This is a genomic window from Streptomyces sp. NBC_00299 (genome assembly GCF_036173045.1).
In the GTDB taxonomy this organism is placed as follows: Bacteria; Actinomycetota; Actinomycetes; order Streptomycetales; family Streptomycetaceae; genus Streptomyces; species Streptomyces machairae.
In genome coordinates, this window is the sequence record NZ_CP108039.1 from 3,295,443 (window position 1) to 3,311,937 (window position 16,495).

Genomic DNA, 16,495 nt, shown 5'->3' on the forward strand with positions numbered 1-16,495 from the left:
GACAACGGGGGCGTTGCACGGCGTGCATGAACTCTTCGAGGAACGGGCCCGGCGGACCCCGGCGGCGACCGCGCTGGTGTCCGGCGACGAGCGGCTGAGCTACGGCGAACTCGACGCGCGGGCCGACCGGTTGGCCGGGCTGCTGCGGCGGCACGGCGTACGGCCGGGGGCCCTGGTCGGCGTGTACCTGGACCGGTCCGCCGAGATGGTGGTGGCACTGCTCGGCACGCTCAAGGCCGGTGCCGGCTACGCGATGCTCGACCCGGACTTCCCGGCGGAACGGCTGCGCGGGATGGCGGCGGACGCGGGCGTCGCGGCGGTCGTGTCCCGGCGCGGTTCCCCACAGCCTTTATCCGCAGTCGAGTCGGTGGCCGTGGAGGACGCGGAAGGGGCCGAGCCACTGCGGCGCGGCACCGTGGAGGTTCGGCCGCGGGACCCGGCCTGCGTGATGTTCACCTCCGGCTCCACCGGCCGCCCGAAGGGCATCGTCGCCTCGCATGCCGCGATCACCGGGACGCTGACCGGGCAGGACTTCGCGTCGTTCGGGCCCGGCGCGGTGTGGCTGCAGTGCTCCCCGGTGTCCTGGGACGCGTTCGCGATGGAGCTGTGGGGTCCGCTGCTGAACGGCGGACTGTGCGTACTGCACCCCGGACAGCGCCCCGACCCGGTGCTGACGGCCGGCCTGGTCGAGCGGCACGCCGTCACCTCCCTGTATCTCTCCGCCTCCCTCTTCCACGTGATCGTCGACGAGTACCCGCGGGCGCTCGCCGGCCTGCGCGAACTGATCGTCGGAGGCGAGCCGTTGTCGCCCGCGCACGCGGCCCGCGCCCTGGAGCGCTACCCCGCGCTGCGGCTGAGCAACGGCTACGGCCCGGTCGAGGGAATGGTCTTCCTGACCGTCCATCCGGTCACCGCCGAGGAGGTGCGGGACGGCAGCCCGGTGCCGATCGGGCGTCCGCTGGCCGGGAAACGGCTCCGGGTGCTCGACGAGCGGCTGCGGCCCGTCGCGGACGGTGAGACGGGTGAGCTGTACGCGGCCGGGGCGGGCGTCGCCCTCGGCTACTGCGGCCGTCCCGAGCTGACCGCCGAGCGGTTCGTGGCCGACCCGTACGGGCCCGCCGGTGGCCGGATGTACCGCACCGGTGACCTGGTGCGGCGCCGGGCGGACGGGGTGCTGGAGTATCTGGGGCGTGCCGACGCGCAGGTGAAGATCCGCGGGTTCCGAGTGGAGCCCGGCGAGGTGGAGACGGTGCTGGCCCGCCATCCGGGTGTCGTCCGGGCCGCCGTGGTCGCCCGTCCCGACGCCACCGGTGACAAGCGGCTGATCGCGTACGTCGTCCCGCGTGAGGGACATCAACACCGGCTGCTGGAAGAGGACCTGCGGGACCACGCGGCCCGCGTACTGGCCGACTACCTGGTCCCGGCCGCCTTCGTGCTCCTCGACGCCCTGCCCCTCACTCCCAACGGCAAGCTGGACCGCGCCGCTCTGCCGGAGCCCGGCCCGGTCACCGGTTCCCTCGCGTCGGCGTCGGCACGGCAGCCGTCCGGCCCGGTCGAGGAGGCGCTGTGCGCGCTGTTCTCCGAGGTGCTGGGGGTGGCGTCGGTCGGTCCGGAGGACGACTTCTTCGCGCTCGGGGGCACCTCGCTGACGGTGGCGCGGCTGCTGGGGCGGCTCCAGCTGACGCTGGGCGCCCAGGTCGGCCTACGGACGCTGTTCGAGTGCCGGACACCGGCGGCGCTGGTGCCGTATGTGGAGAAGGCCGGCCAGGAGAAGGCAGGGCGGGACGAGAAGGCAGGGCGGGACGAGGACGCCGTAGTTGCCCCGGAGGGGCATGCGCTGCGTCTGTCGTACGCCCAGCGCCGCCTGTGGTTCCTCGACCAGGTCGACGCGGGTAACGCCTACACGCTTCCGGTGCTGGTGCGGCTGCGCGGCGAGGTCGACCCCAAGGCTTTTCGGGCCGCCCTCGGGGACGTGGCCGCCCGGCAGACGGCGCTGCGTACGGTCTTCGAGGAGCGCGACGGTGAGCCGCGCCAGCGGATACGGGCCGGCGCCGAGGCCCTGCCTCGGCTTCGGCAAGTCGACGTGACATCTGGCGAGTTGGACAAGGCCGTCGCCGAAGCCGCCCGGCACCGGTTCGACCTCACCGCCGAACTACCCCTGCACGCCGTGCTGTTCGGCATCCAGGACCGGCCGGGAGAGCACGCGCTACTGCTCGTGCTGCACCACATCGCGGGCGACGGCTGGTCCCTGCCCCCGCTCTTCCGGGACCTGTCGCGGGCCTACGCCGCCCGGGTCTCCGGCGCCGCACCGGAGCTCGCGCCGCTGCCGGTGCCGTACGCCGACTACGCCCGCCGGCAGCAGGAGCGGCTGGGCGCGGCGGACGATCCGGGATCGCTCGCCGCGGCCCAGCTCGGCTTCTGGCGCAAGACCTTGGCCGGCCTCCCGAACGGTGGCCCCCTGCTCCCGCGGCGCTCCGGAAGGCCCGCCGTGCCGGGTCGGGACGCCGCCACGGTCGTACGGCGGCTGGACGCCCGAGCGCACGCGCTGATCGTCGACGGGGCCCGGGCGGAGGGCGCCACGCTCTTCATGGCGTTGCACGCCGCCCTCGCGGCCGTGCTGGTGCGTGCGGGGGCCGGTGAGGATCTGGCGGTCGGCTCGCCCACCGCCGGGCGGGGGCACGACGGCACGGTCGACGACGTCGTCGGGTTCTTCGTCAACATGCTGGTGCTGCGCAACGACGCGTCCGGCGACCCCACGGCCCGGCAGCTGCTCTCGCGTACCCGGGAGACGGCGCTGGACGCGTTCGCCCATCAGGACGTGCCGTTCGAGGAGGTCGTGGGAGCGCTCAACCCCGTACGGCCCCCGGGGCGGCAGCCGTTCACCGAGGTCGTGCTGGCGTTGCAGAACAACGTCCGGGCCGAGGTGGACCTGCCCGGCGCCGAGTCCGGCGTGGAGCCGCTGCGCACCGGCACGGCACGGTTCGAGCTGCTGGTCGACGTCACCGACGACCACGGTCCGTCGGGCGCGCCGGACGGTATGACGCTGGTCTTCGAGTACCGGACCTCGTGTCTGGAAGCGGAGTTCGTCGAGTGGCTGGCGGACGCGGTCGTCGAGGCGCTGCGCGCGACGGCCGCCGAGCCGGACGTACCGCTGTCCCGGCTGCCGCTGCCGGAGCCGCCCCGGCGGGCCGACGCAGCGCGGGACGCGGTCCTCTCCCCCACACCCACGGCCGGCGATCCGGCGGACTCCGCCCTGCACCGGGAGATCACGGCCGTCTGGTCCGACGTCCTCGGGGTGGAGCACATCGGCCCGCATGACGACTTCTTCCGGCTCGGCGGCAACTCCCTGCGTGCGGTTCGGGTCGCGGCCCGCCTCACGGGCGCCGGACGCACGGTGACGGCAGCCCAGCTGTTCACCTCGCCCACGGTCGCCGCCCTCGCCGCCGAGCTGGAGCGGGCACCGGCCGAGGCGCCCGCCGCCCCGGCGCCCATCCCGCGCCGACGCCGCATTCCCCGGCAGCCGGGCCGCGGCAGCCGTACCGACGTCCCCGGTACAGGCCGTACCGACGACCCGAGTCAGAAGGAGGTGCCATGGACCTGAGCGTGATGTTCTTCGGCGCCGACACACCCGCCGACGACCTCGCGGCCGACGGTGCACCGCGGCACAGCGAGGCCTACGACGACATCCTCACCGTGGCCCGCACCGCGGACCGGCTCGGCTTCCACGCCATCTGGACGCCCGAGCGGCACTTCCAGCAGGTGGGCCAGGTGTTCCCGAGCCCGCCTGTGCTCAGCGCGGCGCTGGCGGTTGCCACCGAGCGGATCAACATCCGGGCGGGCAGCGTGATCCTGCCGCTGCACCATCCGCTGCGGATCGCGGAGGACTGGGCGGTCGTCGACAACCTCTCGCACGGCCGGATCGGGCTGTCCGCGGCCACGGGCTGGCACTCGACCGACTTCGTGCTGGCCCCGGACCACTACGAGGGCCGGCGCGAGCAGACCCTCCGGGACATCCCGCTGCTGCGGCGGCTGTGGGCCGGCGAGGCGGCCGAGTTCACCGACGGCACCGGCACCTCGGTGGCCGTCCTGCCGCAGCCCCGGCCCGTGCAGAACACCCTGCCCCTGTGGCTGACCAGCTCCGGCAACCCGGCGACCTGGGAGGCCGCAGGAAACCTGCGCACCGGGGTGCTCGGGGCGACCGTCGGGCAGAGCCGGGACGAGCTGGCCGAGAAGATCGCCCGCTATCGCGCCGCCTGCGCCGCCGCCCCCGACCAGGGCGGCACCGACGCGCACGGCCGGGTGACGCTGATGGCGCACACCTTCGTCGGCGCGGACGACGAGGAGGCGCGGCGGCTGGCCGCCGTACCGCTGAAGCGGTATCTGGAGTCGTACATCCGGCAGACGACCGCCAACCGCACGGCCGACAAGGCGACGTCGGAGCTCACCGAGGAACAGACCGCGCTGCTGGCCGAGTTCGCCTTCCACCGCTATCTGACCTGGGGCAGCCTGCTCGGCTCCGCCGCGACCTGCCGGAAGATGCTCGCCGATCTGCGCGAGCTGGGCTGCGACGAGGTCGCCTGCTTCGTGGACTTCGGCCTCGGCCGCGACGAGGTGCTGGCCGGGCTGCACCGGCTGGCCGAACTGCGCCAGGACGTGGCGTGACAGGGGATTTCGCAAGGCTCCGGGAGGACGTGGCGTGACGGGGACAACGGGGGCGGCCAGGGCGACCGGTGCCTCGATGGCCGAGCGGTTCGGCGCGCTCAGCGGTGAGCAGCGCGTCCGGCTGATGCGCCGGCTCGTGGAGTCCGGGCAGTTGGGCCTGATCCCGGCGGTCGTGCCGCGTCGGGACGGGGACGGTCCGGTGCGGCTCAGTCCCGCGCAGGAGGACCTGTGGGTGTACGAGTCGCTGTATCCCGGCACTCCGGCGCTGAACCTGTGCAGCGCCTACCACTTCGACGAGACCGTCGAGCCGGTCGACCCGGACCGGCTGGAGACCGCGCTCACCCTGGTCCGGTCCCAGCACGACATCCTGCGGGCGCGCATCGGCGGCGAGCCGGGCGCCCTGTACGTCACCTTCCCGCCCGAGGACCGCTTCGTGCTGGAGCGGGAGGACCTGCGCGGCACCGGCACCACCATCGCGGAGGCCTTCGAGACCTTCCGGCGCCGCTCCTTCGACCTGGCCGGCGGCCCCCTGATGCGGGCCCGCCTCGTCACCGTCGACGAGCGGCGGACCACGCTGATGCTGGGCCTGCACCACGTCATCGCCGACTGGTGGTCCTTCGACGTGCTCCAGGCCGAGTTCGCCGAGGCCCACCACGCCACCGGCAACGGCAGTGGCACCACCACGTCCCGTCCCCTCGTCCAGTACGCCGACTTCGCCTCCTGGCAGGGCGAGCTGGAGGAGGCCGGCGTCTTCGCGGCGCGGCTGGACTTCTGGCGCCGCTACCTGGCCGAGCCGCCCGGGCCGCTCACCGTGCCGGGCAGCCGCAACGCCACCGGCGACGACATCGCGCAGATCCCCTTCCGCGTCGACGCCCCGACCGCCCAGGCGATCCGGGCCCTGGCCCGGGAACGCGGCGCCTCGGTCTACGTCGTCCTGATGGCGGCCTTCGCGGTCCTCGCGCACCGCCTCACCGGCGCCGACGACATGGTGCTCGGCACCCCGACCGCCAACCGTGCCGCCAAGGGCCTGGAGCGGGTCATCGGGTACGTCATGAACGCCATCCCGACCCGCTGGCGGATCCGGCCCGGGGACTCCTTCGCCGACGTGCTGTCCCGGTTCGCCACGGACTTCCCCGAGCTGATGGCCAACGCCGACGTGCCCGTGGGCCGGATCGTCTCGACGGTCGCCCCCGACCGCAGCGCCGGGCGCTCCCCGCTGTTCCAGTGGGTGTTCATGCACCTCACCCAGCAGCGGAGCGTGGCCGCGCTGCGGGAGTTCAGCGAGCCCGAGCGCATTCACACCGGCGGCGAGCACGACCTCGTGGGCATCGTCCGGGACGCCGACGACGGCGCGATGGACGGCAGTTTCGAGATCCGTACGGCCCTCTTCGGCGCCGACACCGTACGACACTGGACGGACGCCTACCTGGAGCTGCTGCGCCGCTTCACCGCCGACCCCGAGGTGCCGCTCGCGGAGGTCGGGCTGGTGCCGGAGGCCGACCGGACGCGGCTGCTGGAGCTCGGCGTCGGCCCTGACGCACCCGAGCCGGCGTCGCTGCCCGACCTGGTGGCACGGCAGGCAGTCCGTACGCCGGACGCGCCCGCGCTTGAGGCCGAGGGCCTGCGGCTGACGTACGCCGAACTGACCGACCGTGTGCACCGGCTGACGGCACACCTCGCCCGGCACGGCGCCCGTCCCGGCCGTGTCGTCGCCGTCGCCCTGGGCCGTACGGCCGCCCTGGTCCCGGCGCTGCTGGCGGTGCAGCGCACGGGTGCCGCGTACCTCCCTCTCGACCCGGACTATCCGCCGGAGCGCATCCGGCTGGCGCTGGCGGACGCGGCGCCGGTGCTGGTGGTCGTCGGGGAGCCCGGGGTGCTGCCGGAGACGGACGTCCCCACGATCGCGCTCGACGAGCGTGCCTACGACGAACAACCGTCTGATGTACGGGAGTTGGAGCCTTCGACGCCCGCCTACGTCATACACACCTCCGGGTCCACTGGGCGTCCCAAGGGCGTCGTCGTCCCCCACACCGGGCTGGCCGCCCTCGCTCAAGGACTCGTGGACTCGCTGGCGCTGACCCCGGGAAGCAGGGTCCTGCAGCTCGGGTCGCCCGCGTTCGACATCTCCGTGGCCGAGATGTGCATGGCATTCGGCTCGGGCGGGACGCTGGTCGTGCCGTCCGAGGGGCCGCTCGCCGGGCAAGGGCTGGCGGATGTGCTGACCGGGCTGCGGATCAGCGCCGCGATGCTGCCGCCGTCGGTGCTGGCGACGGTCCCCGTCGGGGAGTACCCGCGGCTGCGGTCGCTGGCCGTGGGCGCGGAGGCGTGCCCGCCGGAGCTGGTGGCCCGCTGGGCGGTCGGCGGGCGCCGGTTCCACAACGCCTACGGGCCCACCGAGTTCACCGTCGCCGCCACCGTCTCCGGCCCGTTGACCGGTGACGGCACGGCCCCGCCCATCGGCGCCCCGCTGCCGGGCACGCGCGCGTACGTGCTCGACGGGCGGCTGCGGCCGGTGCCGCCCGGGGTGAGCGGCGAGCTGTATCTGGCGGGCCCGGGGGTGGCGTACGGCTATCTGGGCCGGCCGGGGGCGACCGCCGAGCGGTTCGTCGCCGACCCGTACGGGGCGCCCGGCGCGCGCATGTACCGCACCGGGGACCTGGCCCGGCGGCGCGACGACGGGCAGCTGGAGTATCTGGGCCGGTCCGACGACCAGGTGAAGATCCGGGGTCAGCGCATCGAACCGGGCGAGATCGCGGCCGTCCTGACCGGGCACCCGTCGGTGGAACAGGCCGTGGCGGTCGTACGCGAGGACCGGCCGGGCAGGCCGCGGCTCGTCGCGTACGTCGTCGGCGCGTCCGGCACCGAACCCGCGCCGGACGCGCTGCTGGCGTACGCCGCCGGGCGGTTGCCCGCCGCCATGGTGCCGGCCGACGTGGTGGTGCTTCAGGCGCTGCCGCTGGCGCCCAACGGCAAGCTGGACCGGGCTGCGCTGCCCGCGCCGGGGACCCGTCCCGGCGGTGCCGGCCGGGCGCCGGAGGGGGTCCGCGAAGTCACCCTGTGCGCCCTGTTCGAGGAGGTGCTCGGCGTCGAACGGGTCGGTGCCGACGACGACTTCTTCCGGCTCGGCGGCGACAGCATCATGGCGATCCAGCTCGCGGGGCGCGCTTCGGGGGCGGGGCTCGGCATCACCCCGCGTGATGTCTTCACGGCCCGTACGCCTGCCGCACTCGCGCTGACGGCGCGGGCGGTGACGGACCGCGGCACGGAATCGGGCCCGGATTCCGGTACCGGGCGCTTTCCGCTCACGCCGGTCATGCGCTGGTGGCGTGAGCAGGGCGGCGGGGACGCGGCGGCGTTCACGCAGTCGATGGTGTTCCCGGTGCCGCGGGACGTGACCCCGGAGCGGGTCGAGGCGGCGGTGCGCGGGCTGGTCGAGCGGCACGGTGTGCTGCGGATGCGGCTCGTGGACGGGGAGTTGGAGGTTCCCGAGGACATCCCCGGCGTGGCTGTCGACCGCGTCGAGGTACCCGCCGGTACCGATCCGCGGGGACGGGCCGAGGAGTTGGCGGCGTCGGTGCGGCTCGACCCGGAGCAGGGCGAGATGGTGCGGGCGACCTGGCTCGACGCTTCTGCCGGGCAGCCGGGGTTGCTGCTGCTGACGGTGCACCATCTGGCGGTGGACGGGGTGTCCTGGCGGCTGTTGGGTCCCGAACTGGCCGCCGGGCTGGCCGGGGAGAAGCTGCCGGAGAGCACGGGCCCGTCCTTCGCGCGCTGGGCGCGGCTGCTGGCGCAGGAGGCGGTGCGGCCCGAGCTTGCTGATGTGGAGTCGGCCTGGTGGGAGCGGATGCTGACCGGCCCGGACGCGCGGATCGCCGGCGGCCGGGGTGTCGGCGGGCGCCGTGCCGTACTCACTGTCGAGCTGACGCCCGAGGTCACCGAGGCGGCCCTGTCCGAGGTGACCGCGGCCTTCCACTGCGGCCCGGACGCCGTCCTGCTGACAGCCCTGGCCGCGGCTGCGGTACGGCGTCGGGGCGCGGGCTCCGGTCTGCTGGCCCACCTGGAGGGCCACGGCCGCGAGGCGCTCTCCACCCCGGCCGACATCTCCCGTACGGTCGGCTGGTTCACCACCCAGTACCCGGTCCGGGTGGACGCGGGCGCCGCGCTCGGCCCGGACTTCTGGCAGCCGGCGCAGGACGCGGCCGGTGAGGCGCTGAAGCAGATCAAGGAGCAGCTGCGGGCGGTCCCCTCGGGCGGCCTCGGCTGGGGTCTGCTGCGCCACCTCAACCCGGACACGGCCCCGAAGCTGGCCGCACTGCCCGTCCCCGACCTGCGTTTCAACTACCTGGGCCGGTTCTCCGGCGGCGACACGGCCGACGGCGAGCTGCTCGGCATGGCCGCGGAGGCGCTGCCGCTCGGGCATGCGGTGGAAGTGGACGCGCTGGTCCTGGAGCGGGGCGCCGGGCGGCTGTGTCTGAGCGCCGGGTTCTCCTACGCTCGCGGCGAGCTCGGCGAGGACGAGGTCCTGGAGCTGGCCCGCCTGTGGTGCGAGGCGATCGAGGTGCTGGTCGAGCACACCCGCCGCGCCGGCACGGGCGGCCACACCAGCTCCGACTTCCCGCTCGTCGACCTGTCCTCCGATCAACTCGCCCTGCTGGAGGACGACTTGGACTTCGAGCCGGCCGACGAGGACAGCGAGGGGGACGACTGATGGGCGGCCGTATCGCGGACGTACTGCCGCTGTCCCCCGCCCAGGAAGGGCTGCTCTTCCACGCCCTGCGTGATCCGGAGGGCCCTGACCCGTATCTGGTGCAGGCGCGGTTCCGGATCGCCCCCGGTGTCACGGCCGAGGCGGTGCGGGCCGGGGTGGCCGGGCTGCTGGAGCGGTATCCGAATCTGCGGGCGTGCTTCAGGCACGAGCACGTCGAGCGGCCGGTGCAGGTGATCCCGCGCGCGGTGAAGCTGCCGTGGACGGAGGCCGATCGCACCGGGCGCACGTCGGACGAGACGGAGGCGGAGCTTGCCCGTCTCATGGCCGAGGACCGGGACCGCCGCTTCGATCTGGCCCGGCCGCCGTTGGTGCGGGCCACGCTGGTGCGGCACGACGAGGGTGCGGATCTGCTGCTGACCTTCCACCACATCCTGCTGGACGGCTGGTCGGTGCCGCTGCTCGCGCAGGATCTGGAGGCGCTGACGACGGGTGCCGGGGACCTGTCACCCGCCGCGCCCTTCAAGCAGTACCTGGTCTGGCTGAACGGTCAGGACCAGGTCGGCGCCGAGGCCGCCTGGCGCGAGGCGCTGGGCGGTCTCGCGCGGCCCGCGCTGCTGTCGCCCGAGGGACCCGACGGCCCCGAGGACACGGTCGACATCGAGTTGACGCCCGAGCTGACGGCGGCCGTCACCCGACGTGCCATGAACGCCGGCGTCACCGTCAACACCGTCGCGCAGACCGCTTGGGCCCTGGTGCTGGCCCGGATGACCGGCGCCGAGGACCTGGTGTTCGGCGCGGTCGTCTCCGGGCGGCCGCACGATCTGCCCGGCGTCGAGCGGATGGTGGGGCCGTTCATCAACACGCTGCCCGTACGGATCGGGCTGCGCCCCGGCGAGGGTGTCGACGAGCTGCTGGCCCGCGTCCAGGACGAGCAGCTGCGGCTGGCGCCGTACCACCATGTACGCCTCTCGGAGGTGCAGCGGGCTGCGGGCGCGGGCGAACTCTTCGACACGGTCCTGGCGTTCGAGAACTTCCCGCGCACCGAAGGCCCCGCCCCGGCCGTCGAGCTGGTCGAGACGCGGGACGCGACGCACTACCCGGTGACGATCGCCGTCGTCGCGGCCGAGCGGATGCTGCTGCGGGTCAGCTGCCGCCGGGGCATCCCGGCACCCACGATCGGCGCCCGCCTGGCGCGCGCCACGGAGGTGCTGACCTTCGCGCAGGGGACACCGGCCGACCGGCTCGACGTCCTCCCGCCGCAGGAGCAGCGACACGTGCTCGCCCTCTCCGAGGGGCCGGCGCGTCCCCTGCGTACGACGCCCCAGGCGCTGGGCATCCCCGGGCGCTTCGCCGAGCACGTGGCCCGTACGCCCGACGCGCCCGCCGTCGAGTCCGACGGTGAGGTGCTGACGTACGCCGGCCTCGACACGGCGTCCGACGCGCTGGCGGGTCGGCTCCGGGAGGCGCGGGTACGGCCCGGCGACACCGTGGCGCTGCCGCTGGCCCGGTCCGCGTCCATGGTCGTCGCACAGCTGGCGGTGCTGAAAGCGGGAGCGTGCTGTCTGCCGCTGGATCCGGGGGCTCCGGCGGGGCGGTTGGCTGCGCTGGTGGAGGCCGCTGACGCGCGAGTGGCGCTCATCGCCACGGAGGTACAACTGCCGGGCAGCGTCCGGGCGTTGGACCTCCGCGAATCCGACGCCACCGCACACCCGCCGACGGCTCCCGTCCCCCCCGAATCCCCCGCCTACGTGATGTACACGTCCGGCTCGACGGGCGAACCCAAGGGCATCGTCACCCCGCACCGAGCCGTCGCCGAACTCGCCGCCGACTCCCGCTTCACGGGCGGCGCTCACGAGCGCGTCCTCCTCCACAGCCCGCACACCTTCGACGCCGCGACCTACGAGATGTGGGTGCCCCTGCTGAACGGCGGCACCGTGGTGGTCGCCCCGCCCGGCCCGGTCACCCCTGACGTGCTCAAGAGGCTGCTGCCCGAAGGGCACGTCACGGCCGTGTGGCTCACCGCCGAACTCCTGCGCACCGTCGCGGAGATCGCGCCCGAGGTGCTCGGCAGTGTGCGTGAGGTGTGGGCGGGCGGGGACGTCCTCGCGCCCGAGGCGGTGCGCCGGGTGCGCGAACTCTGCCCCGGCACCCGGGTCGTCAACGGCTACGGCCCCACCGAGACCACCGTGTTCGCCACGGCCCACAGTGTGAGCGGCGACGTCGGCGGGTCCGTGCCGATCGGCCGGCCCCTCGACAACACCCGCGCCCACGTCCTCGACCGCCTCCTGCGCCCGGTCCCGACGGGAACGGTCGGCGAGCTCTACGTCGCCGGCGCCGGGCTCGCCCACGGATACCTGAACCGCCCCGGCCTGACCGCCGAGCGCTTCGTCGCCGACCCGTACGGCCCGCCCGGCGCCCGGATGTACCGCACGGGCGATCTGGTGCGCCGCCTCCCGGGCGGTGACCTGGAGTTCATGGGCCGCGGCGACGACCAGGTCAAGGTGCGGGGCTTCCGGATCGAGCCCGCCGAGGTGGAGGCCGCCCTGGCCGGCTGCCCGGGCGTGGAGCGAGCCGTCGTCGCCGCTCGCCCCGGGCCGGACGGCGGCAAGAGGCTGGTCGCGTATGTCGTGGGCGGCGACCCGGACCTCGTACGGGAGCACGCGGCGCGCACGCTGCCCGCGCATCTGCTGCCGTCTGCCTGGTCCCGCCTGGACACCGTGCCCCTGACCGCGCACGGCAAGGTCGACCGGGCCGCGTTGCCCGAGCCCGAAGCGGACGGCGGCCCGCGGGACCGTGGCATGCGGATCGCCCGGCCGGGGCGGGAGCAGCGGTTGTGCGCGCTGTTCGCGCAGGTGCTCGGCGTCGACGCGCTCGGCCCCGACGCCGACTTCTTCGCGCACGGCGGGCACTCGCTGCTCGCCCTGCGCCTGACCGCGAGGATCCACGCGGAGCTGGGGACCCGGGTGTCACCGGCGGCGCTGTTCGAGGCACCCACACCCGCCGCGCTCGCCACCCGCCTGGCGACAGGGCAGGCGGAGGACCGGGACGAGGAGGACGCGTACGCCCCGCTGCTCACCCTGCGTCGCGAGGGCGACCTGCCCCCGCTGTTCTGTCTGCACCCGGGGCTGGGACTCGGCTGGGCGTACGCGGCGCTGCTGCCGCACCTCGCGCCCGGGCGGCCGGTGTACGCGTTGCAGACGCCGGTGCTGCGCGGCGGGCAACTTCCCCGAACCGTCCCCGAGTTGGCCGAGGACTACCTGTCGCGCATCCGCGCGGTGCGGCCGCACGGACCGTATCTGCTGCTCGGCCGCTCCTTCGGCGGGCCCGTCGCCCACGAGCTGGCGGTGCGGCTGCGCGCGGCCGGCGAGGAGGTCGAGCTCGTCGCCGTGCTGGACGCGATGCCGAAGCCGCCCGAGGTGGCCCGCGTGCCGCTGGACCCGGCGGTCGTGGAGCGGGCCGCGCTGGTCAGCCTGCTGCGCAACGCGCTGCCCGGGGTTGCGGCAGGGCCGGGGCCGCTGGAGCGGGCCGAGGTCGTCGCCCGTGTCCACGCGCACAGCGCCCTGCTCGCCGACCTGGACGAAGGGCGTCTCGACACGCTGGTCGCCGCCATGGAGCGGTACATCGAGTTGGCCCGCGCCTGGCAGCCGTCGCCGTACGACGGCCGCGTGACCCTCTTCTCGGCCACCCGCACGGCGGAGGCCACGACCGAGGAGAAGTACGCGGCGTGGCAGGCCTGCTCGGCCGGGGTGGACGTGCACGAACTGGACTGCGAGCACAGCGATGTGCTCACGGCGGGGCCGGTCGGCGAGATCGCCACGGTCGTGGAGAACGTACTGGCAAGGGACCGCACGGGGGACGGAGCACAGGCAGATGGACGCTGACGACATCAGTACCGGTATCTCGGAGGAGTACGAGTTCCCGACCTCGGACGCGCAGGCCCGGCTGCTCGTCCTGGACCGCATGGACCCGGGCAGCGCGACCTACCATGTGCCGGCCGCCTTCGCCGTGCACGGGCCCTTCGACACGGCTGCCTTCGGCCGAGCGCTCGACGCGCTGGTCCTCCGGCACGAGTCGCTGCGCACGGTGTTCCGCACCGGTACCGACGGGGTGCCGGTGCAGATCGTGTCGGCGGCCGGGAGGGCTGAGCCGCGCGTGGAGCGCGATGTCCCCGTGGCCGAGGTGGACGCCCGGATGCGCGCGGAGGCCGCCCGCCCCATCGACGTGACGACCGGCCCGCTGCTGCGCTGCACGCTGTACGGGGTGGGCGACGGCAGCCACCGCATCCTGCTCGTCGCCCACCATCTGGTCTGCGACGGCTGGTCGCTGGGCGTGCTGCTGCGGGAGCTGTCGGCCGGCTACGAGAACGAGACCAAGGGGCTGGGCCACTCCCTGCCCGAACTGGCCCTCCAGTTCCCGGACTTCGCGTCCTGGCAGCGGGATCGGCAGGCGGGCGGAGAGTACGCCGGATCGGTCGCGTACTGGGCCGAGCGGCTGCGGGGCGCCGCCGAGACGGTCCCGCTGCCGCTGGACCGGCCGCGCGGTGCGGTCCGTTCGGCGGCGGGCGGCACGGAACGGTTCACGCTGCCGGCCGGGGTCCGCGAGCGGATCGCCGAGACGGCACGGGCGCGAGGCGGTACGCCGTTCATGGCGTTCTTCGCCGCGTACGCCGCGTTCGTGAGCCGCCTGTCCGGCTCCGACGACCTGGTGATCGGCTTCCCCGTCTCGGGCCGGGACCGCCCGGAACTCCAGGACCTGGTCGGCATGCTGACCAACACCCTGGCCCTGCGGATCGACCTGTCCGGCGACCCGTCGTACCACGCCCTGATCGACCGCCTGCGCACCGCCCTCCTGGACTCGCAGCCGTACCAGGACGCCCCCTTCGAGGCAGTCGTGAACACGGTCGCCCCGGCCCGCGAGATCAGCCACGACCCCGTCGTCCAGGTGGTCTTCGGCTACGACGACGACACCGAACTGACGCTGCGCCTGGCCGGCGCCGAGGTCGAGCGCGTCCATGTCGCCCTGGACACCGCGAAGTTCGACTTCCACCTCCAGGTGGAGCGCTGGGACGAGGATCTCGCCGCGTACCTGATCTACCGCAGCGTCCTGTTCGAGGCGGAGACGGTACGACGGTGGGTGCGGTGCTTCGAGACGCTGGTGGAGGGGCTGCTGGACAGTCCGGACGCGCCCCTGTCGGCCATCGACATGCTCCCGCCGGACGAACGCGCCCGCCTGCTCACCCAGGGGGCGTCAACGCCCCCAAGGGGCGCCATACGGCACAACGCGCCACCCCCTGCGGCGCAGCTGGTACCCGACCTCATAGCGGACCGCGCCGCCAAGCAGCCGGAGGCCACCGCCCTCGTCTGCGGCGACCAGCGCCTGACGTACCGCGAACTGCTGCACCGCGCCGACACCCTCGCGGCCCGCCTGCGCGAGCAGGGCGTACGCCTCGGCGACCGAGTCGGCCTGCTGCTGCCGAGGGGCGCCGACATGGGCATTGCCGCCCTCGCGGTGCTCCGCGCAGGCGCCGCGTACGTCCCCCTGGACCCGGCGCATCCGGCGGCCCGCCTGGCCTACATGGTCACCAACTCCGGCACGTCCCTGCTGCTGACGGCAGCGGAGACAACGGGCCTGGCCGGCACGGACGTACCGGAACTACGGGTCGACGTCGACGAGGACACGGACCCGGACACGGCCCCCGCACAGACGGCCCCCGTGTCGTGCGCCCCCGGCGACCTCGCCTACGTCCTGTACACCTCGGGCTCCACCGGCGTCCCCAAGGGCGTCGCCGTCGAGCACCGCTCGCTGCTCAACCTCGCGACGAACGTGCGCCCCGTGTTCCCGGTGACCGCCGAGGACCGCGTCCTCCAGTTCGTGTCGTTCGGCTTCGACGTGGCCGTGTCCGACCTGTTCTTCCCCTGGGTCGCGGGCGCGGAACTGCACATCGCGCAGGAGGACGAGCGGCTCGGCGAGGCGCTCCAGAAACGGCTCAGGGACTCCCGCATCACGTACGTCTTCCTGCCGCCGTCCGCCGCGATGACCCTGCCCCGCGCCCCGGGCGCCCTGCCCGAGCTGCGGACGCTCGCGGTCGGCGGCGAGGCGTGCCCGGCAGAGCTGGTCGAGCGGCTCGGCGAGGAGGGCCGCCGGATCGTCAACGCGTACGGCCCCAGCGAGGCCACGGTGTACTCCACCACGGCCGACCTGCGTCCGGGCGAGCCGGTGGTCATCGGCCACGCCGTCCCCGGCTCCCGCGCCTACGTCCTGGACCGGCGGCTGCGCCCGGTCCCGGTCGGCGTGACCGGCGAGCTCTACGTCGCCGGCGCCACCCTGGCCCGCGGCTACATCGGCCGGCCCGGCATGACGGCCGAACGGTTCGTCGCCGACCCGTACGGCCCGCCCGGCAGCCGGATGTACCGCACCGGGGACCTGTGCCGGGTCGACGCGCACGACGTGCTGCACTACCTCGGCCGCGGGGACTCCCAGGTGAAGCTGCGCGGCTACCGGATCGAACTGGGCGAGATCGAGGCTCTGCTGGCAGGCCACGCCGACGTCACGGTCGCCGCTGCCGCGGTGCGCGGGGAGGGTGCCGAGCAGCGGCTGGTGGCGTATCTCGTCACCACCGCGGAGCTGCCGGACGCGGTGCTGCGGGCCCACTTGGCCGAGCGGTTGCCCGGATACATGGTCCCGGACGTCTTCGTACGCCTGCCGGAGCTGCCGCTGAACCGCTCCGGCAAGATCGACCGGTCCCGGCTCCCCGACCCCCCGTCGTCGCGGCCGGCGCTGAGCGAGTCGTACACCGCGCCGGGCACCGCGACCGAGCTGCGGGTGGCCGAGGTCTGGCAGCAGGTGCTGACCCTGGACCGGGTCGGCGCGCACGACAACTTCTTCGACCTGGGTGGCAATTCCGTACGGCTGCTGGCGGTGCTCGCGGCGCTCCAGGAACACCCTGAGCACCGGGACCTCACCCTGGTCGACCTCTTCCGGCATCCGACGGTGGCAGCCGTTGCGGCCCACCTCGACAGTACGGCCGAGAACACCGCACCCCGCGAGGAGGCGGCCCGGCGCGGCAGCGACCGCCGGGCGGCCCTGCAGAAGATCCGTTCCAGGAAAGGCACGACGCGATGACGA

General features: G+C 74.3%; 5 protein-coding genes. All 5 read left to right on the top strand.

The features are described 5' to 3' along the window. The first annotated feature begins 22 nt into the window (after positions 1-22). From OHT51_RS14335 to OHT51_RS14355, 5 genes are read left to right on the top strand one after another with little or no spacing between them, the layout of a single operon-like run. A complete protein-coding gene (locus OHT51_RS14335; RefSeq protein WP_328879322.1) occupies positions 23-3,601 on the top strand; it encodes an amino acid adenylation domain-containing protein in 3,579 nt (1,192 codons plus the stop codon). Beyond that, positions 3,592-4,662 carry a MupA/Atu3671 family FMN-dependent luciferase-like monooxygenase gene (locus tag OHT51_RS14340; protein ID WP_328879323.1) on the top strand — a complete coding sequence of 357 codons (1,071 nt, stop codon included), beginning with the start codon at positions 3,592-3,594 and terminating at the stop codon, positions 4,660-4,662. The genes OHT51_RS14335 and OHT51_RS14340 overlap by 10 nt, the downstream gene beginning before the upstream one ends. A 34-nt stretch (positions 4,663-4,696) precedes the next feature. Further along, positions 4,697-9,370 (top strand): non-ribosomal peptide synthetase, encoded by a 4,674-nt coding sequence (locus tag OHT51_RS14345; protein WP_328879324.1) that lies wholly within the window; start codon positions 4,697-4,699, stop codon positions 9,368-9,370. Continuing rightward, a complete protein-coding gene (locus tag OHT51_RS14350) occupies positions 9,370-13,251 on the top strand; it encodes a non-ribosomal peptide synthetase (protein ID WP_328879325.1) in 3,882 nt (1,293 codons plus the stop codon). Before OHT51_RS14345 ends, OHT51_RS14350 begins: the two co-directional genes overlap by 1 nt. Continuing rightward, the gene (locus OHT51_RS14355) at positions 13,241-16,492 is read left to right on the top strand and encodes a non-ribosomal peptide synthetase (protein WP_328879326.1); all 3,252 of its coding nucleotides are present in this window, start codon (positions 13,241-13,243) and stop codon (positions 16,490-16,492) included. The genes OHT51_RS14350 and OHT51_RS14355 overlap by 11 nt, the downstream gene beginning before the upstream one ends. The last annotated feature ends 3 nt before the right edge of the window (positions 16,493-16,495 follow it).

What these genes read in the sequence shown, in the direction of transcription:
- OHT51_RS14350 (WP_328879325.1), top strand. Translation starts at nt 9,370, where the DNA reads ATGGGCGGCCGTATCGCGGACGTACTGCCGCTGTCCCCCGCCCAGGAA.
- OHT51_RS14340 (WP_328879323.1), top strand. Translation starts at nt 3,592, where the DNA reads ATGGACCTGAGCGTGATGTTCTTCGGCGCCGACACACCCGCCGACGAC.
- OHT51_RS14355 (WP_328879326.1), top strand. Translation starts at nt 13,241, where the DNA reads ATGGACGCTGACGACATCAGTACCGGTATCTCGGAGGAGTACGAGTTC.